16 protein-coding genes are annotated in these 22,429 nt (G+C 39.4%); 12 read left to right on the forward strand and 4 right to left on the reverse strand.

What is annotated here, in order from left to right:
- Window position 1: 1 nt before the first annotated feature.
- The 9 genes from LH29_RS06450 to LH29_RS24525 all read left to right on the forward strand — a co-directional run bounded on the left by LH29_RS06450 (window position 2) and on the right by LH29_RS24525 (window position 13,472).
- Window positions 2–1,609 carry a RagB/SusD family nutrient uptake outer membrane protein gene (locus tag LH29_RS06450; protein ID WP_045028830.1) on the forward strand — a complete coding sequence of 536 codons (1,608 nt, stop codon included), beginning with the start codon at window positions 2–4 and terminating at the stop codon, window positions 1,607–1,609.
- Window positions 1,610–1,720: 111 nt separating this feature from the next.
- Entirely contained in the window at window positions 1,721–3,241 is a 1,521-nt protein-coding gene (locus tag LH29_RS06455; protein ID WP_045026936.1) for a glycerophosphodiester phosphodiesterase family protein, read from the forward strand.
- 54 nt (window positions 3,242–3,295) lie between these two features.
- The gene (locus LH29_RS06460; protein ID WP_045026938.1) at window positions 3,296–4,774 is read left to right on the forward strand and encodes a sulfatase family protein; all 1,479 of its coding nucleotides are present in this window, start codon (window positions 3,296–3,298) and stop codon (window positions 4,772–4,774) included.
- A 15-nt stretch (window positions 4,775–4,789) separates the two neighbouring features.
- Window positions 4,790–6,322, forward strand: coding sequence for a sulfatase family protein (locus tag LH29_RS06465; RefSeq protein ID WP_082063440.1), 1,533 nt, complete (start codon window positions 4,790–4,792; stop codon window positions 6,320–6,322).
- A gap of 3 nt (window positions 6,323–6,325) precedes the next feature.
- The gene (locus LH29_RS06470; RefSeq protein ID WP_045026941.1) at window positions 6,326–8,452 is read left to right on the forward strand and encodes a DUF2961 domain-containing protein; all 2,127 of its coding nucleotides are present in this window, start codon (window positions 6,326–6,328) and stop codon (window positions 8,450–8,452) included.
- Window positions 8,453–8,507: 55 nt separating this feature from the next.
- The gene (locus LH29_RS06475; protein ID WP_045026944.1) at window positions 8,508–9,665 is read left to right on the forward strand and encodes a glycoside hydrolase family 172 protein; all 1,158 of its coding nucleotides are present in this window, start codon (window positions 8,508–8,510) and stop codon (window positions 9,663–9,665) included.
- Between the two features lie 169 nt (window positions 9,666–9,834).
- Entirely contained in the window at window positions 9,835–11,001 is a 1,167-nt protein-coding gene (locus LH29_RS06480) for a DUF6786 family protein (protein WP_045028834.1), read from the forward strand.
- A 17-nt stretch (window positions 11,002–11,018) separates the two neighbouring features.
- A complete protein-coding gene (fucP, locus tag LH29_RS06485) occupies window positions 11,019–12,449 on the forward strand; it encodes an L-fucose:H+ symporter permease (protein WP_045026947.1) in 1,431 nt (476 codons plus the stop codon).
- 885 nt (window positions 12,450–13,334) lie between these two features.
- On the forward strand, window positions 13,335–13,472 hold the full coding sequence (locus LH29_RS24525; RefSeq protein WP_157493590.1) for a hypothetical protein: 138 nt from the start codon (window positions 13,335–13,337) through the stop codon (window positions 13,470–13,472).
- 198 nt (window positions 13,473–13,670) lie between these two features.
- On the opposite strand, the gene LH29_RS06495 is transcribed toward LH29_RS24525, so the two are convergent.
- Window positions 13,671–16,040 (reverse strand): WD40/YVTN/BNR-like repeat-containing protein, encoded by a 2,370-nt coding sequence (locus LH29_RS06495; RefSeq protein WP_045026949.1) that lies wholly within the window; start codon window positions 16,038–16,040, stop codon window positions 13,671–13,673.
- A gap of 203 nt (window positions 16,041–16,243) precedes the next feature.
- Here LH29_RS06495 and LH29_RS24530 point away from each other — a divergent pair, with 203 nt between their 5' ends.
- From LH29_RS24530 to LH29_RS25050, 3 genes are all read left to right on the forward strand, one after another.
- Window positions 16,244–16,420 (forward strand): hypothetical protein, encoded by a 177-nt coding sequence (locus LH29_RS24530; RefSeq protein WP_157493591.1) that lies wholly within the window; start codon window positions 16,244–16,246, stop codon window positions 16,418–16,420.
- A 292-nt stretch (window positions 16,421–16,712) separates the two neighbouring features.
- Entirely contained in the window at window positions 16,713–18,128 is a 1,416-nt protein-coding gene (gene rlmD / locus LH29_RS06500; protein ID WP_045026952.1) for a 23S rRNA (uracil(1939)-C(5))-methyltransferase RlmD, read from the forward strand.
- A gap of 145 nt (window positions 18,129–18,273) precedes the next feature.
- The gene (locus LH29_RS25050) at window positions 18,274–19,818 is read left to right on the forward strand and encodes an OmpA family protein (protein ID WP_052670638.1); all 1,545 of its coding nucleotides are present in this window, start codon (window positions 18,274–18,276) and stop codon (window positions 19,816–19,818) included.
- 110 nt (window positions 19,819–19,928) lie between these two features.
- Here LH29_RS25050 and LH29_RS06510 read toward each other — a convergent pair whose 3' ends face one another.
- From LH29_RS06510 to LH29_RS06520, 3 genes are all read right to left on the reverse strand, one after another.
- Window positions 19,929–20,582, reverse strand: coding sequence for a response regulator transcription factor (locus LH29_RS06510; RefSeq protein WP_045026955.1), 654 nt, complete (start codon window positions 20,580–20,582; stop codon window positions 19,929–19,931).
- A 9-nt stretch (window positions 20,583–20,591) separates the two neighbouring features.
- The gene (locus LH29_RS06515; protein ID WP_045026958.1) at window positions 20,592–21,830 is read right to left on the reverse strand and encodes a sensor histidine kinase; all 1,239 of its coding nucleotides are present in this window, start codon (window positions 21,828–21,830) and stop codon (window positions 20,592–20,594) included.
- 117 nt (window positions 21,831–21,947) lie between these two features.
- On the reverse strand, window positions 21,948–22,418 hold the full coding sequence (locus LH29_RS06520; protein ID WP_045026960.1) for a hypothetical protein: 471 nt from the start codon (window positions 22,416–22,418) through the stop codon (window positions 21,948–21,950).
- Window positions 22,419–22,429: the final 11 nt, after the last annotated feature.

Genomic DNA, 22,429 nt, shown 5'->3' on the forward strand with positions numbered 1-22,429 from the left:
TATGGAAAATATAAAAAATTATTTCAAACTTAGCATAATATTAACCACCATTAGTCTGCTAATGGTTACATCATCGTGTGAAAATTATTTAGAGGATGAATTGTTATCTGAAACTTCGGTAGATTTTATTTATAGTACACCGGAAGGGCTTGAATTAGCAACTGTTGGATTATATAATATTAACCGTCAGCTTTATCAAAGTGGGGGCCTATCTAATTCAGCAATCCCGCTAGTTCCTTCAGCAAAAACTGATTTGGTATTGCCCCGTGCAGGCGAACTTGCTTTTATGTCGCGTCAGGTAAGCTGGGGTGTTGATCAAACCAGATATGGAACAAAAAGGCTCGATGTATTCTGGAAACATTACTATCGTTTAATTGACCGATGCAATGCACTTATTGCTTATGCCGAAGATGTTAATTTTGAAGATGAAAACAGAAAACAAGTATTGTTGGCTGAGGCCAAGTGTTTCAGAGCAAATTCGTATTTTACATTATACAGGCAGTTTAATAACATATTTGTTACAACAGAGCCTACTACTCCTGATAATGCTTTTGAAAGACCTGAGAATAAGTCATCTGTTGAAGAGATTTTCGCGCTACTAAACAGCGATTTGGATGATGCTATAAACAGTTTGGAGTGGACCACCACTGAACCCGGTCGTTGGACCCAGGCAGCAGCTCGACATTTAAAAGCCAAAGTAGCCATTTGGCAAAATAACTATGAAGAAGCAGCTGCACAGGCCGATGCCATTATCAACAACGGAAATTATGCCTTGGTTCCAACTACCAATGAGGTATTTCTCAACGACATGGACCATTCTGAAAATTTATTTTCGATCCAATATAAAGAAGATGACTATATTTCTGGTGGTGGAAGAAACCAAATGAATTTCCAGCTAATTCCGCAATATGATGTTATTCAGGGTGCCACCTTTTCAATTGAAAACGGAGGTAATGGACTTGGTGGATTGTTAATGAATGATTATTTACAAAGACTATTAGCTGAGGATCCCGACGATGACAGAGATGATGGCAATTATTACATTACAGTTTATCGGTATAATGATGCAGAAAATCTGCCTGAAGGAGTTGAATTAGGGGATACTATAAAAGTATATAGCCCTAATGGTAACAAAAATGAAAGGAAGAACTACTACCGAATGCTAAATCCAGGGTGCATTAAGTACAGGCAGGAAACAGCAGAACCTTCCAATGCCAGTCACATTTCTACTATTATGGTTTACCGTTTGGCCGAAACCTATTTAATTGGCGCAGAGGCTTATCTGATGTTGGGAAATACATCCAAGTCGTTAGAATATATTAATACCGTTAGAAACCGGGCAAATGCCGAAAGCATAGCAAGTGTTGATATGCAGGCAATAATGGATGAAAGAGCACGTGAATTGGCATTCGAGGGGCAACGTTTTTATTTTCTAAAGCGTACAGGCACGTTCTTAACACAGATACAACAATATGCCGGCGATGACGCTGGTGACTTTGATCATGCAAGAACCGCGGTGCAAGCTCATTACGTAAATTGGCCCATACCAATTGCCGAGCTAAATCTTTTAGGTACAAATTACCCGCAAAACGAAGGATATCCTGAGTAAACAATCATTGGGTATTTAAATTATCTAATACTTATACAATTTAAGGGCAGTTGTTCTGTCCTTAAATTGTATAGTTCAACTTTTATTTACAAGAATCACTATTCAATAAGAATGAATATACGTATCCTATTTGTATTTTTTCTGATAGGCGTTAACACGCTTCATGCTTGTGCCCAAGAGAAAATCAGTTTTGCGAATAACAAAATAATTGCTCATCGCGGAGCGTGGAAAAATGCACAACTGCCTGAAAATTCGATTGCAGCGCTGCAACAAGCAATAAAGATGGGTTGTACCGGGGCAGAGTTTGATGTGCGGATGACAAAAGACGAAGTGTTAGTTGTTAATCACGATGCTGAGTTTAATAATTTGATAGTTGAAGAATCCACATACAAACAATTATCAAAATTTAAGCTCTCTAACGGTGAAAGCATTCCCACATTAAAAGAGTTTATTAAAGCCGGACTAAAAGACAACAACACAACCGGTCTTGTATGCGAAATAAAAGCCACAAAAAATAAAGACCGGAATATCAGAATGACCGATAAGGTATTGGAATTGGTTAGCAATCTAAATGCTGAAAACCATATTCTTGCTTATATCAGCTTCAACTACGATGTATTAAAACGAATTAAATCAAAAAGTCCGAATGCAAATACTCAGTTTTTAGGTGGTTATAAAAGTCCGGAGCAATTGCAAAAAGATGAAATTGGAGGCTTAGATTACAAAACACAAAAGTACAAAGAATCACCTGAATGGATTTCTGCAGCTAAAACTTTAGGCCTAAGTTTAAACGCCTGGACTGCCAACACCAGACAAGATATGGAGTGGTTGTTAGGAAACGATTTTGATTACATAACAACCGATGAACCAGAGCTTTTAAAAGAACTTGTTAATAACGTTGAATACATTCTGGATTGGAAGTTAATCTGGAACGATGAATTTTCAGGTGCCGGAATTCCCGATACCACAAAATGGAATTTCGATATCGGTGGACATGGATGGGGAAACAACGAAAAACAGTATTACACCAGTGCCGATACATTAAATGCGAAAATAGAAAATGGTAAACTGATTATTACTGCCCGCGCCCAAAAAACGGATAAAAATGATTATACCTCTGCCAGATTAACAACCAAAAATAAAGGGGACTGGAGATATGGTAAAATTGATGTTCGGGCAAAGTTGCCGAAAGGAAAAGGACTGTGGCCGGCCATCTGGATGTTGCCCACAGAATCTGCTTATGGGGGATGGCCCCGAAGTGGAGAAATAGATATAATGGAATTTGTGGGCTATTCACCCGACACTATTTTTCAAACCGTACATACCAAAAGCTTTAATCACCTATTAGGAACACAGGTTGGCAAGTCTACCAAAGTTGATAGTATTGGCGATAAATTTCACAATTACAGTATAATCTGGGACAGCGAAAAGATCCTGTTTTTTATCGATGGTAGAAATACCCATCAGTTTCTGAATAAGAATCAAACATCAGCAGAATGGCCATTCGACCAGGAATTTCATCTCATTCTGAATTTGGCCGTTGGAGGTAACTGGGGTGGAAAATTTGGAATAGATGATTCCATTTTTCCGTCGCAGTTTGAAATTGCTTATGTAAGGGTTTATCAAAAATAATTACCCTTCCGACCATTTTCCTGTTTATGTTGAATTAAAAGTAAATGAAGAGTTATGAGCAAACTGATTAGCTTAATACTGCTTTTAGCTGTTTTCTCTTGTGCAAACCAGGAGAAATCAATTAAGGCAGAAAAACACCCAAATATTTTATTAATCGTTGTTGATGATCAGGGATATGCTGATTTTGAGGCTTTCGATAACAGCGATCCCAGAGTGGTAAACCCCAATATAAATAAACTGGCTCAATCGGGTATTGTATATACGCAAGCCTATACAACAGCTCCTGTTTGTAGCCCATCTCGTGTAGGAATGCTCACTGGTAAGAACCAATTTCGCTGGGATATTCCTGCCAGCTGGGGGCCGGGTTTACCCGAATCGGTAAAAACCATTGCAGAATATCTGAAGGAGGTAGGTTATGCTACAGCAAGAATTGGTAAGAATGATTTAGGCCGAAATTTTCATAAATACGATACCCGGGAATATCCCTTAAAACATGGGTATGATGAATTTTTAGGTTTTAATGCACATGCCCATGATTACTGGCTGCTTTCTAAAGATATTAAAGACCGGACACCCGACCCAAGTGGCACAAGTGCTGTACTTGGTCCGCTTATGCATAATTACGGAGAAAAAAGTTATTCGGATGGATATCTTACCGACATTTTAACTGATGAAGCCATACAATACATTAAAACGGAACGAGACAAACCTTTTTTTCTTACCCTGGCTTATAGCTCGGTGCACCATTTAATTCATGAAGTACCACAAAAATATCTGGAAAAGTACAATGCAGAACCGATTGAAAACTACAATCCCGATAGTATGTTGGCGTATGGCTCTCATGAGCCGGGATCTTACTCAGCATATTACGACAAATACTCGAGAATAGGCGCAATAAATGAAACCGACATACGAAACTATTATCTCGCAAACCTGGATTGTTTAGATGAAAATATTGGGAAACTACTCGAAGCCATATCAAATGAAGGAATTGATGAGGAAACAATAATAATCTATGTGTCGGATAATGGCGGATCGCCATTAACAGGTGCAAATAACAGCCCGCTAACTGCAGGCAAATATTCACTTTGGGAAGGAGGGATTCGGGTGCCCATGCTCATAAGCTGGCCGGGCAAAATTAAACCGGGACAAACTCAAACCGACTATGTTTCAACACTTGATATACTCCCGACTATTGCTGAAATATCCGGCGTAAAAATAGAGGATCACACAATAGACGGTATAAATTTATTTCAACCAGACTCTAACCGGCTTTTAGTATGGAAATGGCAAAAAACGTGGGCCGTTAGAAAGGGAGACTGGAAGTTGACCAATACAAATGAAAACCACTGGAAGAGCAGACCATCCAATTTCTATATCAAACCGATCGTGAATGATACAACATTGAAACTTTTTAACGTGAAGAATGATCCGGGTGAACGTATAAACCTTGCAAATACCAATCCGGAAAAACTTGATGAGTTACTGAATGATTACGATGTGTGGTGTACAAAAAATATCGGCAATTATTAAAAAATAATCCCTTCTATGATGAAGTTTATAAATATGATTCAGCTGATTCTTGTTTTTGCACTTACAAGCTCATGTAATCAGTTATTGAAGTCTGAAAAATCAGAAAAACCAAATGTAATACTTATTAATGTTGATGATTTGGGCTATGGCGATGTAGGTTGCTATGGAGCAACCAAAGTTAAAACACCCAATATTGATAAATTGGCTATAGAAGGAATTAAATTTACCGATGCTCATTCTGTATCTTCTGTATGTACTCCTTCAAGATATGCACTATTAACCGGACAATACCCTTTTCGCAAGGATTTATGGCACCCTGTTTTTTATAAAAGTCCACTTCTTATCGATACTACTCAAACAACCATTGCAGGTGTTATGAAAAAAGCAGGTTATGCAACAGCCTGCATCGGGAAATGGCATCTTGGCTTTGGTTCTGAAAAACCTGTGGACTGGAACCAGCCGCTTAAACCCGGCCCGCTTGAAATAGGCTTTGATTATTACTTTGGGGTTCCTGTGGTAAATAGTCACCCACCATTTGTTTATGTTGAAAACCACAAGGTTGTAGGTTGGGTGCCTGAGGATCCTTTGGTTTATGGCGAAAAAGCAGAAACACAGTGGTTCCCCGAGAAAATGGGGATGGATTTAATGGGTGGAGCAAAAGCAGCCCACGCAAAATATAACGACCGGGAGGTTGGAACTAAACTGAAAGAACAAGCTGTTGATTGGATAAAAAAACACAAAAAGAAGCCATTCTTTTTATACTATGCAACTACCAATATTCATCATCCGTTTACCCCGGCAGAAAGATTTGTTGGCACCTCGGAAGCTGGCCGATACGGTGATTTTATTCACGAACTGGATTGGATTATTGGTGAAATAATGACGGTATTAAAGGATGAAGGATTGGATAAAAACACCTTAGTAATATTCACAAGCGATAATGGTGGAATGTTGAACCAGGGAGGCCAGGATGCCTGGCGTGCCGGGCACAAGCTTAACGGAGAGTTGCTGGGATTTAAGTTTGGAGCATGGGAGGGTGGCCACAGAATCCCGTTAATTGCCAGGTGGCCCGGGAACATTGCTTCAGGAATTGAATCGGATAAATTAATTGGGAATGTTGATATGCTTGCCACTTTGGCTACACTAGTCAATCAACCAATTGATTCATCAAAAATTGACAGTAAAAATATGTTGCATGTTCTACTGGGAGATAATGATGCCAAAGGAAGGCATCAAATAGTCTTATGCCCTTCTCGGAAAAAAAATATTGCCATAAGAAAAGATAAATGGGTTTACATTTCAGCGCAAAACGAAGGTGGTTTTAACGGCAAAAATATTGGCGACCATAATTTAGGTGGCGCTGCCGCCCATTTGCTAACCGGGCAGGTTAATAGCGATATTGAAAATGGCAAAATCAAAGAAGATGCACCACCGGCACAACTCTACAATTTAGATACAGATCCTTACCAAAAAACAAATGTATACCTCAAATATCCCGAGGTTGTTTCAGAGTTAGAACAATTGTTGAAAAATGAATTAAATAAATAGACAATGAAAACATCGATATACAAAAGCATTTCGCTTGCATTGTGGATTGTATTTACAGGTATAATTGTGAGTTGCACCTCTCAGCCAAACGAAATTTCAATACAATCATTGCTGCAGGAAATGACAAACCGGGAAGTGTTGGCAAAATTGCCGGAGGCACCTTATAAACTGGGGCAATTTAGCAGCTACGACAGAAATGCTGTTGCCCCCGATAGCAATTGGTTTGCAAACGACGACCGAAATAATTACACCCGCGCTGAATTTAATCAGGGAAGGAAAGAATTTGTATTGATGGATTTTGAAGGACCAGGCGCTATTGTCCGATTTTGGATGACTTTTGCCGGTAAAGAACCTGGAAGCGGAACACTCCGGTTTTACTTTGATAACGATACGATTCCAGAAGTTGAAGGTCCCGTTCTTGACTTATTAAGTGGGCAAGCACTAGTTGGAGAACCTTTGGCAACTTCAGTTTCTGATTTATCTCCGCTACTTCGGCGTGGACATAACTTATATTTGCCTATTCCGTTTCAAAAAAATTGCAAAGTTACCTACGAAACCAAATTCGAACCCATTGAAGGGAAACCGAAACGTTCAGGCGAAATTGTTTATTATGCTATAAATTATCGTGCCTATCCGAAAGGAACTCATGTGCAAACATTCAGCAGGCAACAACTTTCGGAGGCCAGAGAGCTGATTGAAAATGTGCAAAACGATTTAACACAAAGAACCGACGGTTTAAAAACCGGAAGTGACGGCAAGGAGACAATCTCATCAACCTTGAATCCGGATGAAATATATTCCGCAACCATTAGTGGTAGTAAAGCCATTGAAAGCTTAATAATTAAATTAGAAGCTGACAATTTAGAACAGGCATTACGTTCAACTATTTTGAGCATTGAATTTGATGGTGAAAAAACCATCTGGTGCCCCGTAGGTGACTTTTTTGGAACAGGGTATCAGATACGAAATATAAATACCTGGTATACCAGGGTTGACACAACTGGTTTAATGCATGCATTCTGGCTAATGCCTTTCAAACAGGAAGCAACCGTTTCGATAAAAAACATAGGCAGCCAGCAGGTAAAAATAAATGGTAATATCGCTTTGCGTAAGTGGACGTGGGATAAAACCAGTATGCATTTTGGTTGTTCGTGGCATCAGTACACCAATTTATTTACTCGCGAAGGATTAACAAACAACGATAATGGTAATTATTTCGACATCAATTTTGTTGAATTAAACGGGCAGGGAGTTTACGTTGGCGATGCTTTAACGCTTTTCAATACGGCGTACAATTGGTGGGGCGAGGGTGATGAAAAAATTTACATAGATTCAGATACCTTCCCTTCTCACTTTGGAACTGGAACAGAAGATTATTACGGATATGCCTGGGGAGGCGATTCAAAAGCATATTCAAACCATCCCTATCTGGCTCAACCCGATGCTACCGGAAATGCAAAGCCCGGATACGTAGTAAACAGCAGATACAGAGGTTTGGATGCGTTACCTTTTAACGAGAAGCTTAAACTCGACATGGAACTTTGGCACTGGCAGGCTACTTCAATCAATTATGCGCCCGTGTCGTTTTACTATTTATTACCTGGCGGGAAGTCTAACATTAAACCAGATTACCTTGCTGCACAGGAAAAAGTGGCTCTTGAATTTACCGATATCATTCCTAATGAGTTGAAAAACGGAAAGATTGAAGCAGAACATATGGTGTTTTCTAATTCATGCGGAAACAAGAAAAGAAGTATGGCTATGATACCTGATACACAATTTGATTTAAGCAATAAAGTATATGTAAAGTGGTACGATGGAGCACCTGGCGATACCATCACTTTCTACTTCTATTCTAATGTTGAAGGAGAATACAAGTTGCAGAGCGGATTTGTTGGGGGAAAATTTTATGGAGATTATCAGATCAATTTTAACGGTAAAAAATTGAACCATAAGATCAATCTTTATGAGTCCGAACCTCATTATAAAAAGAAAACCATTGGAGCTGTTTACTTAAAAACCGGTGAGAATAAAATTGAATTTATTATCGCGGAAGAACAACAAGGATACCCCGAATGGGCTCCAAACTATTTTTCCCTTGATTATTTGGAATTTACTGAAATGCGTTAAACAAAAAGTTCGTGTAACTTTACAATACTGCTTAACCGATTAATTAAAATAAACTATGAAACGAATTGTAATTTTATTTATGGCTTGTTTTTTGGCTGGTCAGGTTTTTTCCCAAACTACATTTAACGGACTGGAAATGAATATGGGAAATCTTTACCGATTGTCCGATGCTCAAACACGCTCAATCAGTCCCGAGAACTTTACCGGTGAAAAAGGAAAGGGAGGTATGGCTATTCCGAATCCGGATGCTCCTGTAAATACTGCAAATGCATCTCAAGCTGCACGGGATTTGGGACAAGGCTGGAAGGTCAATCCTTATGTACGAATTAAACCGGGAGAAACTTTCACGTTGGCAGAAATTAATGGCCCGGGTGCGATTCAACATATTTGGATGACGCCTACAGGGAATTGGCGTTTTTCTATTATACGGATTTATTATGATGATGAAGAAACGCCATCAGTAGAAGTACCAGTAGGTGACTTTTTTGCGATGGGTTGGGGAGAGTATGCACCACTTGTATCGCAGGCTGTTTGTGTGAATCCGGGTAGCGCTTTTAATTGTTACTGGCCTATGCCTTTTCGCAAAAAATGTAAAATCACGATGGAGAACATCAACGACATGAATGAGATGCGGTTATACTACCAAATTGATTATACCCTGACAGATGTGCCAGACGATGCAGCCTATTTTCATGCTCAATTTAACAGAGCAAATCCCAATGAAACATCTGATTATACAATCATCGATAAAATTAAGGGAAAAGGACATTTTGTAGGACTTTACCTAGCTTGGGGAGTTAATAATAAAGGCTGGTGGGGTGAAGGAGAAATAAAATTCTTCATCGATGGAGATGGAAAATTCCCTACAATTTGCGGTACTGGTACCGAAGATTATTTCTGCGGTTCATATAATTTTGACAGAGAAGGACAATACAAGGAATTTTGTACTCCCTATGCCGGTCTGCATCAGGTTATTCGTCCGGATGGAACATATAAGTCCCAACAGCGGTTTGGGCTTTATCGATGGCACATTGTAGATCCAATTCGGTTTGAAGAAGATTTAAAAGTTACCATACAAGATTTGGGATGGAGACATGGCCGAAGATATTTGCCACAGAAGTCCGATATATCCTCGGTTGCATTTTGGTACCAGGCTGAACCACATGCAAGTTTCCCTGAACTGCCTGAATGGGAGGAGCTTGAAGTTAATTAGTAAGGATGACGGCATGCCTCAATTGCAAGGTGTTATACAACTGAAAGAGAATAAAACCTGACATAAAATGAATAAAACTAAAACCTTCTTGATAAGAGGATTTACATGGGGAATTACGTTACTTATTTTTGTTTCCTGTGCAAATTCCGGAGGAAAAAAATCAAACCAAGTGAATAAATTACTTAATGGGTTCGAACAAGGAACTTATGGATATGATGTTGCTTTCTTAAAAGAGAATAACATTGAAACAGTAGAGTTAAAAGATGAGAATACCGGTGCGATGGTTCTACTTGCTCCCGGATATCAGGGGCGGGTAATGACCTCGTCGGCCAATAAAGAAAAGGGGAATAGTTATGGTTGGATAAATTATGATTTAATTCAATCAGGCGAGGTAAGTGAACAGTTTAATCCGGTAGGAGGAGAAGAACGGTTCTGGCTGGGGCCGGAAGGTGGTCCTTTCTCCATTTATTTCGAAAAAGGGAAAGAACAAGTTCATTCCAACTGGAAAGTTCCCGCGGTAATTGATACGGAGCGATTTGATATCAAGGATAAAAGTAGCGCGCATGTTACTTTTGAGAAAAACACCGAACTAATAAATGCTTCCGGCACTCATTTCAATTTTTCAATTAGACGAACCATCGAGCTTCTGTCAGAAGATACTCTTTCAACGCTGTTCGAAGCTGATTTCCCGTCAGATATTCTTGATGTTGTTGCTTACCAGTCGGAAAATACCATTACTAACCAGGGAGATAAAGCCTGGAATAAAGATGGCGGTTTGTTGTCGATATGGTTATTGTCAATGTTCAATCCTTCTCCAACAACAACAGTTTTTATCCCATACGAAACAGGTGCAGCGGGCACAGTAGTGAACGATGAATATTTCGGGAAAGTGCCATCGGATCGTTTGATTGTAGAACCGGGTACAATCTATTTTAAAATTGATGGCAGGTATCGCAGTAAGATCGGTATCCCACCGGGAAGAGCACAAAATATGTGCGGGAGCTATGATTCCGAAAAGAACATACTTACACTGGTATGGGGGTCATTACCTAAAGAAAAGGCTGAATATGTAAACTCACAATGGGGAGATCAGGACGATCCTTATGACGGAGATGCTGTTAATGCGTATAATGATGGTCCGCTGGAGGATGGTTCTATCATGGGGCCATTTTACGAGATAGAGACTTCATCGCCGGGAGCAATGCTTCAGCCGGGACAATCTCTTACACATATTCAAAGGGTTGTACATGTCCAGGGTGATCCGATTCAAATGGCCGGATTAGTTAACGACCTATTCAATTTAAACCTGCATTCCATCTCACAAAAGTTTAATTAATTGACGCATAAAACATCATGGAAAAACAACCTATCGTTGCGAAAAATATTATACTACCATTTATTCTTTTAACCACACTGTTCTTCGCCTGGGCAATTCCGAATAATATGACTGATACCATGTTGGCAGCATTTAAAAGGATAATGAGTCTTACGGACGCCAAGACCGCCTGGATACAACTGTCTTGTTACTTGCTCGGTTATGGAGGGCTGGCCATACCAGCAGCGCTTTTTATAAAAAAATACACCTATAAATCCGGGGTGTTATTGGGCCTTGGCATGTATGCATTGGGTACATTTATGTTTTATCCTGCAATGCAACTGGCTTACGTTAATATCAACATTAGTTTTATGATGTTTCTGCTATCCTTGTTTGTACTTTTTGCCGGGCTGTCTATTCTCGAAACATCCACAAATAACTATGTCTTCGCAATTGGTCATGAGTCGACTGCAACACAACGATTGAATTTGGCTCAGTCATTCAATCCTTTTGGTGCAATAACAGGTGTTATTTTGAGCCAGGTATTTGTCCTGTCTCAACTAAATACGATGAATGCCGAGGAAAGGACTTTGCTTCCAAAAGACGAATTACTCAGGATTCAGGTTGGAGAACTAAATGCAGTAACCATGACCTATATGGGTCTAGGGCTAGCAATGGTTGGTCTTTTTCTGGCCATTTATTTTACCCGGATGCCTAAAATGAAAGAAGGGGAGAAAAATCTTGATTTTGCAGGTACTTTTTGCAGATTGATTAAAAACAAGAACTATGTGTGGGGGGTTTTTGCCCAATTTCTTTATGTAGGAGCTCAAATAGCCGTTTGGTCGTTCGTAATCAGGTACGTCATGCAGCAGTTTAACCTTGATGCAGCAGTTAACAACCTGGGACCCAATCCTAATATGAATAGTATCGTGGATACGCTGCGCGGTATTGAACCAATAGCTGCAGGCTTTTACAATGTTACCGAATGGTTGGGATTAAAGGCTTTTTTACCTAGAACAGCAGAACAAGCAGGGGCTACCTATTATATTCTTTCTCTTATTCTTTTTGTAGTTGGAAGGTTTTTATGCACAGGCTTAATGCGTTATTTCAAACCAAGAACACTTTTAACAATTCTTGCAGTTTTAGCAGTCATTTTTAGTGTTATTACCATTTATGCCGAAGGCTGGATTGGGGTTTATGCGCTAATGTGTATTTCGGGATGCATGTCGCTAATGTTTCCGACAATTTATGGCTTGGGTATGAGAGGCTTGGGCGAGGACACAAAAATTGGAGGAGCAGGAATGGTAATGGCCATCGCCGGTGCTGCTGTTTTAACACAAATTCAGGGAATTGTTTCCGATCAATCGGGAAGTATCAAAATGGCCTTCTGGGTTCCGGCCGTTGCTTTTATAGTCATTGCCTACTACAGTGCAGTCGTAAGTAGGAAGTATTTATCTACTAAGGATTAAAAAGTCTACGTTTATGAAAAATCAATAAAAATGTCGAAATTAGATCTTAGTGGATAGTAATTACTCATATGGAACCAGATAAGTATTTGCAAATAAGACCACTAGAGTCTGATTGGTTTTTACTTTGTAGGTATTAAAGCAAAACTTATAATTGCATTGTTTCTATGGTGAACATCACAGGTTTCAAAAGCCTTTTTACTTTGGACATTTTTGCGTACAGCTGCTATGGCAACCAAAATGCTAGCACTCCAGCAATTGATAAGTTGGCCGAAGAAAGAGTCCGTTTTACCTATGCATTCTCAACCGGAACAGTTTGTTCTTCAAAAGAAATACCATAATAACCGGTGTGCGCACCTATGAAATAGGAACTGGAAATCATCACATTAACTTTCCAATCTCTTCGTTTATTCCTGGCTTTCCGTGTTATTTGCAACAAGAAGGATATTACGTAATAAATAATGTCAAAACTGACTACAACGTTGGTAATGTAGAAGTATTTACAAAAGAAGCGTGGAACGAAAGTTCGAACAAAGCAGGTTGGTGGAAACGTAAACCTGGGCAGCCCTTTTTTACTGTTGTTAATTTCGAAGATTCGCACCAATCTTGAACAATTACAAATCCATACGAATGGTACCGGAATAATATATGGGAAAAATTGTTGGTATTGGACAGAATTGGTGAAACAGAATTTGACACGCCTCCTATTTGCGGTGATCGTGATGAAAAAATAATTTGCGTACAGTACTTTAATTTTCTTTTTTGCCGATCACGGCGAGAGAGCCTCGTGGAAAGACCAATGGTATTAATTATGATTATCGGGTGCCTTTTGTAATCTGGTTTCCCGAAATGTATAAACAACTTTCACCTGGGGGAACGAGTGGGTTTATGACTGATGAGTTAATTGATTTTGGTGATTTGGTGCCAATTGTAATTAGCCTTGCCAGTGGTGGGCTTCCCGATTATTTGAAAGGTCGGATTTTGATGGGCAAAAACCGTTCGGAAACGACCGAGCATTTAATTTAATCAACCGACCGTTCCGATAATGGAATAGATATGGTCCGTAGTATTACGGATGGAAAATATGTACTAAAGAAATTATAGGCCATTTATTCCAGCGCAACGCTATTTTCGATATTGTTTGAAAAAAACGGATTTAAGGTAATAAAACAAGGTCGTTTAAGCTAAAGCAAACGACCTTTTATTCTATCGGGTAATAAACCTTTATGGTTCAGGTTCAAATCTTCTTCTGCGCATAAACTTTTCTTTCTCGTTAACCGGATTTGCGTCCATCACAAAAACCCCACGGCCATGTGTGGCAATTATAATCATGTTGTCGCGCGGATGAATTTGCAGATCGTGTACATATGCGAAAGGCAGGTCGCCCAATACGTTCCAGCTGGCACCTTTGTCTTTGCTGATATAAACGGATGCGTCAGTTCCCAGGTATAAAATCTCGGGATTGAACGGGTCTTCGCGAATAACGTTAACCGGACCAACAGGAATTTTACCGGAAATGTCCTCCCAGGTTTCTCCAAAATCGGTCGATTTCCATACGTATACCTGGAAGTCATCATCACGTCTGCCGGTCTGTGTCATGTAAACGGTTCCCAGTTCGTATTTCGATGCAACGATTCTGGACACCCAGCGCTGAGGCACGGCTCCGTTTCTTATTTCGTTCCAGTTTTTCCCTCCGTCTTTTGTGCGCCAAATTCGGCCATCGTCAGTTCCGGCATAAAGTAAACCATGTAAAAGCGGCGATTCATCCAAAGTCTGGATGGTTTGATAATTAATATCTCCGAACTTATTGGGATTGTTAAAAGTTAAGTCGTGGCTAATTTTTTCCCATGTACTTCCTTTGTCCACTGATTTCATAACGTACTGGGTGCCAAAATAAATAATGTCGTTGTTGTGTGCTGACATTACAATTGGTGAAACCCACTGTCCGCGCAAGGCCGGTTCATCAGGATAATTCGGAGGAAGTACCTGTTTGGTGCTCGCCGGATAACTATCCACTTTGGCACGGGCCAGATTCCCGTAAAATACGCTGGCATAAACGGTGTTATTATCGCGCGGATCAATTACGTGTGTGCTTCCTTCGGCTCCCAAAGTGTGTTCAAATTTAACTTGTCGGGCCCTGTCTCTTCCATACGAAAGATCTACTGTTCCGTAATAACTGTGATGATCCTGTATTGAGCCGAATACGCGAAATGGTGTGCTGTAATCAAAAGCTACATTATAAAATTGTGCAAGAGGCAGCGGTTCAATAGGGTGTTTCCATGTGTCACCTTTATCGTAAGATATCGAAATTCCTCCATCTTGTGCATCAATAATATAGTTAGGGTTGTTCGGATCGATCCAAAGTCCGTGGTGGTCGGCATGCGGTTCGCGAATGCTTGTGAATGTTTTTCCTCCGTCAGTTGATTTGTTCAACCATATGCCCAGGGTATAGATGGTGTTCTCATCTTTCGGATCAATTCTGATCTGACCGAAAACCCAACCATATGTTCCCGAATGATTTTCCATATATACTTTTGTCTCAGGAGTTAACCCACTGGTTTTCTCCCATGTCTCTCCGGCGTTTATTGATTTGTAAACTGTGGCACCTTTTATTACATCTTGTTTCTGACGGTTGTATGAGTCCAGTTCTCCTTTTTCTGCCTTGTAAGCAATTTCATAATTATCGAGTAAAGCGTAGAGGACATTTGGGTTGCTTGGCGAAATGTCAATCCCTATGCGTCCGCGATTTTTTGCTTCAGGCAAACCTTTATTGATTTGTTTCCAGTTCTTCCCTCCGTCGGTTGATTTCCAGATTCCACAGTGCCTGGTTTTTTCGAACGTTCTCGGGTCGTTCCATTTCAGGCGCATTCTTTCCCAGCTTGTGGCGTAAATTGTTTCCGGGTTTGAAGGATCAAGCACCAGGTCGAATACGCCGGTGTTTTCATCTATTTCCAGGATTTTATCCCATGTTTCTCCTCCGTCGGTAGTTTTGTATAATCCACGTTCTTTATTGGGGGTCCATTCGTGGCCAGTTGCCGCAACGTAAACGATATCTGAATTTGAGGGATGTACTCTAACTCTTCCAATAGTATGAGTGTTTTCCAAACCCATTGCTTTCCACGATTTTCCTCCGTCGGTGGTTTTAAATATACCACATCCGGCATTCGAGCTTCTGAAAATGTTCGCTTCACCGGTTCCAACCCAAACAACATCATTGTTTTGAGGGTCGATAGCCAGGTCGCCAATGGAAGCGGTAGGCATTTCATCAAACACGGATTCAAAAGTCGTTCCTTCATTTACCGATTTCCAAACGCCTCCGGTTGCTGATCCGACCCAAATGGTGTACTGGTTGCCTCGTGGTGAAATGGCTTCAACATCAGTACATCTGCCACTAATATTTGTGGGGCCAATATATTGCCAATGATGATCTTTGTAGGGCGATGATTCTGCGAATTCCTTTTGCTGGCTGAACATTTTTATTCGCTCTGTTCCTGATAATACAGGTTTCTTTTCCTGCGCATAGCTGGCAAAAGTGGCAAGAATGAGAATTGACGCAAGCCCTTTTGTAAAGATGGTTTTTAGATTTTTTTTCATTGTTGATATGGTTTTGAATTTCCAAATATTGTTTCAGCTGGTGTGAAAATGACAAGGTATGTAATATATTGATAACATTTGAATGGTACATCATAACATTGATTATCATTATAACAATTGTTTTAATGATGATAGTTTTTTCGATGTTAGGAGATGGTTGACCAGCTTTTAAAATCGTTTATAAGATCACAAAGAATTGACTAATGTTAGCTATCAGAGGATTGGCTGAAAAACAATTTGTGTTTGGCGTACTCTGTGAACACGATCGCCAATATTTTTTATTGGGAGGAATATTGCAGATGGGAATTGTCAAAAATGCAGACATAAAAAATGCCCTCGCGGGCAAAAAGGAAGGGGAAAGCTCTATGGACGCTTTTTGAAGATGATTGATAATTTACAAACCCCTAAACACAAAACCAATCATAAATACAGAAGTCGCTTTCCCCTTTTAAGTTTTACTTATTGAAAATAAAACCAACCATTAAATCAATAGCAAATATAAGGAAATGATTAAAGCAGAAAAGCTTTGTAAAACATAAAATCACTTCTGTGTATATAAAAAAGGTTGGTTTTCCCAAAATGGGAAAAACTATGTTTATTTGGGAAATCACTGCTAAAGCAATAATAATGCAGTATTGATTATTGAATTATATTTGCGCAAAATTAGAAAGCGTGGGAAGAAAAAAAAGAAATAAGCCGTTTTACGAGGATGTAAAAATTGAAGATATTGGTGCAGAAGGAAAAGCCGTTGCACGCGTAGGTGATGTGGTTGTTTTTACTAAACTGGCCATTCCCGGCGATGTGGTTGACTTGCAGGTAACAAAGAAGAGAAAACGTTATCAGGAGGCCAATGTAAGAGCGTTTAAAGCCTACAGCGAAGACAGAACTGAGGCTTTCTGCGAGCATTTTGGTGTATGTGGCGGATGCAAATGGCAAATTCTGCCATACGAAAAGCAATTGTTCTACAAACAAAAACAGGTGCAGGATCAGCTAACCAGAATCGGTAAAGTGGAAATGCCTGAAATGTTGCCAATTAAGGGGTCTGAAAAGAACACCTTCTACCGAAATAAAATGGAGTACACTTTTTCGAATAAACGCTGGTTAAGTTACGAGGAAGTGGAAAGCAATGAGGAAATTAAAGATCCGAATGCGCTTGGTTTTCACGTTCCCGGCTTATTCGATAAAGTGGTGAATATTGATAAATGCTGGTTACAGGACGATCCATCAAACCAAATTCGCAACTTTATTTACAACTATGCCCTCAAAGAAAAACTATCATTTTTCGATATTCGCGAGCAGAAAGGATTCCTGAGGACACTGATAATCAGAACCACATCAACCGGAGAGGTAATGGTTATCGTAAGTTTCTTTCACGAAGATGAACCGGCACGCGAACGCTTGTTGGAAGCTGTTCAAAGCGAGTTTCCCGAGATAACATCATTAATGTACGTTATTAATACAAAAGGAAACGATACGATCACCGATCAGGAGATAAACGTGTTTTCGGGGCGCGATTATGTGCTGGAAGAAATGGAGGGATTACAATTTAAGATCGGTCCAAAAAGCTTTTATCAAACCAACTCTGAACAGGCTTACGAGCTATACAAGGTAACGCGCAATTTAGCCGAACTAACAGGAGATGAGATCGTTTACGACCTGTATACCGGCACCGGTACTATCGCTAATTTTGTGGCAAAAAAGGCAAAAAAAGTAGTGGGTATTGAATATGTACCGGAGGCAATTGAAGATGCCAAAATCAATTCGAAACTCAACGATATAACAAATACACGTTTTTTTGCCGGTGATATGAAAGATGTTCTTAACGACACATTTATAAGCGAGCACGGCAACCCCGAAGTGGTAATTACCGACCCCCCGCGGGCAGGTATGCATGCCGATGTAGTTGAGACTATTTTAAAGATGCAGCCACATAAAATTGTTTATGTTAGTTGTAATCCTGCCACCCAGGCACGCGACCTCGGAATGCTTGATTCGTTGTACCAAATTGAGAAAATTCAGCCCGTAGATATGTTTCCTCATACACATCACGTGGAAAATGTGGTAATGCTCAGAAAAAGACTTGATTAATTACATAAAATAGTCTAACTTGGTGTCTCTAAATGCAATTAAAAGTTGCAAAAATAAGGGTCGTATTAAGAAGCCGGATGCTTTCTTAATATTTTATATGTATAATATTGAACAAGTTTTCTGAAAATCCTAAATTCAAATAATTATGAAAAGAGTATTACTTTTTCTTTTTGCATTTATACCAATGTTGGTGTTTGCTCAACAAGAATGTATTTATTTTAAAAAAATGGTCAAACTCGAAACCGAAAAGACCAACCTAAATACAACACAAAGTGATTTTGGTCCCGGTTTCGTGGGCGATGAACTTTGGTATTCGGCTTATACCGACGAAGAGATTGAAAAGTTAAATAGTGGTTCAAAAAAGAAAATCTATTATAACCTTTATTCAACTCCAACGGACGCGACAGGTAATGTAAAATCAGGTAAAAGCGCTATGCTGGCCGAGGCAAGCGAAGGTTACCATGCCGGCCCGGTTTCGTATTGCGAGGCGACCGGAGAGCTTTTTGTAACCTTAAGTAATTTCGAAAATCCGATTGTACGCAATAAAGTTTATCAAAAGGCAGATATCCGGCTAAAAATCATCATCGCCAAAAAGATTGATGGCGAGTGGCAGAAAACAGGTGAGTTGCCATTTAACGATCCGGCTTATTCGGTGGGGCATCCCAGCGTAACAGTTACGGGCGATACCTTGTATTTTGTTTCAGATATTCCTGAAAAGGGGCTCGGAGGAACAGATATTTACAAGGCGGTTCGCACAAACGGAACCTGGGGCGAAATGCATAACATGGGCAGCGGCGTAAATACAGATAAGAACGAAATGTTTCCGTTTATTTACAAAGGCAAATTCCTGGTTTTTGCATCAAATGGAAGAGAAGCAAGTGAAGATTTGGATATCTACAATGTTGGACTGTTTGGCGATCAAATGAGCGGAGTTGCTGAACTAACCGAATTAAACTCTGAAGGAGATGATTTTGGTTTTGTAATTCATCCTGAAGGAGAAGTTGGTTACTATTGCTCGAACAAAGAAGGAGGAATGGGTAGCGATGATATTTATAAGGTTCTGATTGAAGGTTTATACCATCTTGAATTGGTGGTTATGGATAGAAAGACAATGGAGCCGATGGAAGATGCAAATATTACATTTGACGGCGTAGCCGAGTTGATTGCGGGTACTGTATTTAAGAAAGAATTGGAAGGAGGCAAAAGCTATCCTGTAGCCAGTAATATTGATGGCTATATGAACGATTCGAAAACAATTACTACAGTTGGAAAACCTTTTGGTGTAGTTCGCGATACCTTATGGGTTGAAAAAGTTGAAGTTAAACAGAAGTTCGTTATGGAAAATATTTATTACGACTTCGACAAATGGAATATTTTACCTGCATCAGAAGTTGAGCTGGATAAGTTAGTAAAAGTTATGCAGGATAATCCTGACTGGAAAGTTGAATTAGGATCGCACACCGACTGTCGTGGTAGTGATGCATATAACCAAATCCTGAGTCAGAAACGTTCAGATTCAGCAGTTGGATATATCGTAAGCAAAGGTATAGATGAGGACAGAATTACTGCTAAGGGATATGGCGAATCGCAGTTAGTAAACCATTGCGATGATGGTGTTGCTTGTTCAAAAGAAGATCATCGTAAAAACCGTAGAACAGAATTTACGATTCTTGAAATGAATGGAAATTAGTATTAAGTAATATATACCAATCATCTGAAAGCTGTTCTTTTCTAAGAGCAGCTTTCTTTTTGCTCAGAAGTTTGGACTTGTTGTTTTTTCTTTGAATGGATAACGGATTGTTACAGCGAAATAAGCTGATTTTTAAACGCGTAAATAACCAGGTTAACGGTATTGAAAGTTTCTGTTTTTTGGAAAAGATTGCTTTTGTGTTTCTCCACCGTTTTTGGGCTTAAATGAATTAATTCGGCAATTTGTTCGTTGTTTAGGCCTTTACAAATCAGATTCAGAATTTCTTTTTCGCGCGAAGTAAATTTATCTAGTAGTTGCTCGCCCGACTTACGCTCTTTGTCTTTGTATAAATTGCGCGAAATTACTTTAATGATTTCTGCAGAGAAGTAACTTCCGCCATCGGCAACTTTTTTTATGGCCTCCTCAAAGTCTTCAATATCCGAGCGTTTTAGCATGTAGCCTTCCACGCCGGCCGAAATCATCTGCTCTATATATTCATCGTCGGCAAAAGAAGTAAGTGCAATTACCTTTAACTCAGGATATTTTTTGAGTGCATGTTTTGTGGCTTCAATGCCGTTCATTTTTGGCATGTTAATATCCATTAAAACAATGTCGGGTTCTACATCTTTAATAAGTTCCAGAAATTCTTCACCATTGGCAGCTTCGCCTACAACCGTTACAAAATTGAAATTGCTTAACAGCATTATCAAACCATCTCTAAAAATCTTGTGGTCGTCAACGATTATAATGTTTGTGTTCTCCATGTTCGTGAATTATATCATGAAACTTAGCTTTATTTCTACGCCCTTTCCTTCGCCGGTGTTAATTTCGTATTTACCTCCAAACGACTCAATGCGGTTGATAATATTTCGCAGTCCCATTTTTTCTTCATCTGATGTATAAATAAGCTCGGGATTAAAACCTTTCCCGTTGTCGCGATAAATTATAACCACTGTCTTTTTAATTTGTTGAATGTCGATATACAATTTTGAAGCACCGGCATGTTTAAGTGTATTGTTGATCAATTCGTTACAAATGCGGTACACGTTTAGTTCCATATTCTGATCTAACTTGATTTCAGAATTTGTTGAATTTACCACGCAGGAAACTTCTCCAATATCGTTTATTTTATCGCAGAGTATTTCAAGCGATTTTATTAAACCGTATTTATTAAGGATTGATGGATTTAAGTTGTTTATTGTAGCCTCCAGGTTTTCCAAAGCAATTCCCGACAGTTCCTTAACCTGAACCAGACTTTTGTTTTCTGCATTATTTGTGCAGTCTTTTTCGATTAATTTTATGAAAAGAGCAATGCTAGAAAGTATTGAACCCAATCCGTCGTGCAGGTCGGCTGCTATTCTTTTTCGTTCTTTGTATTCAACTTCAAGAGCTCTGAGTGCCTGTTGTTTTTCAATTGCATTATACGAATTGATTATTCTGTAAATTAAAAATATACATACTAATAACAGAACCAGGGTTAACAGCACGAGCGTAAATACCCGTTGTCTGAATACGGTATTTTCATGCAGGATATAATCATGAATCTTTTTGTCCAATTCCTGGTAGGCCAGCTGAAAATCACGATATTCAGTTAAAATGGCCACGTTAAATTCTTCCACATTATTTTGAAGTGATGTTGCTACACTATTCTGTAGCAGTTTAACCTGGGAAGCAACTTCTTCAAGCGAATTTCGAAGGCTGGCTTCACGGCTTCCTTTATATTTCGCTGAAATAAGTGAATCGAGTGAAGTGGTGTATTTCCCGGTATTAGTAAAGCAGTTTAAGATCGTTGATTTTTTAGGGGAGTCGTTTAGCAAAAAGTAGTCATCTAAAAATATTCGACTGTGAGAAATTTCGAGGTCGATGTTTTTTGATAGTTCCAGTAACAAAAGGTGTTCGCGATCGAGACGCAAACTTTTTATGGAGGTGTAAATAATTCCGGTACAGGTAATTATTGTGAATATTATAATGGCCAATAAGACCCTTCCGCGAAATAATATTTTTAAACTCATCTAGTAAATTCAACGATTTCTTTTGATAAAGATATTCAATTGTATTTACATATATAAAATAAAATCCCCCGCCGAAAAACAGCGGGGGAATATTATAGTGTCATGCTTTGCGTATTATTAAGCACTCGGAATGCCTCCCATACCAAATACCATGGCAAGAAGTGCAACAGTTTCGATGATACCCATGGCGGCTATGTACATACCCGATCCCTGTTTGTCATCAACAGCTAAGTTGGCACAAGCTGCAGCACCCACACGTCCCTGCATAATTGCAGAGGCAGCAATGGCGATACCTACAAAAAATGCCCAGATCATCTGATTGGTATAACTGTCGGGACTCAGGTTTGCACCTATCATCGAATTCATAAAAATCATACCATAAATTACCTGGCTTAATGGCATACCTACCATTGCCAAAGCCAGCGAAGGAAGTTTTTTCTTATCTCTGATCGATTGTTTCCAAAGCCCTAAAGCTCCCATGCCTGCAATACCGGTTCCAATTGCTGAACCTACACCTGCAATACCCAGAGCAATAGCGTGTCCGCCAAAGCCTGTAACTGTTGTTGCTAAAATTGTTGTTAAAGTCATTTTTATACTAT

It is taken from the genome of Draconibacterium sediminis, assembly GCF_000949475.1.
GTDB lineage: Bacteria > Bacteroidota > Bacteroidia > Bacteroidales > Prolixibacteraceae > Draconibacterium > Draconibacterium sediminis.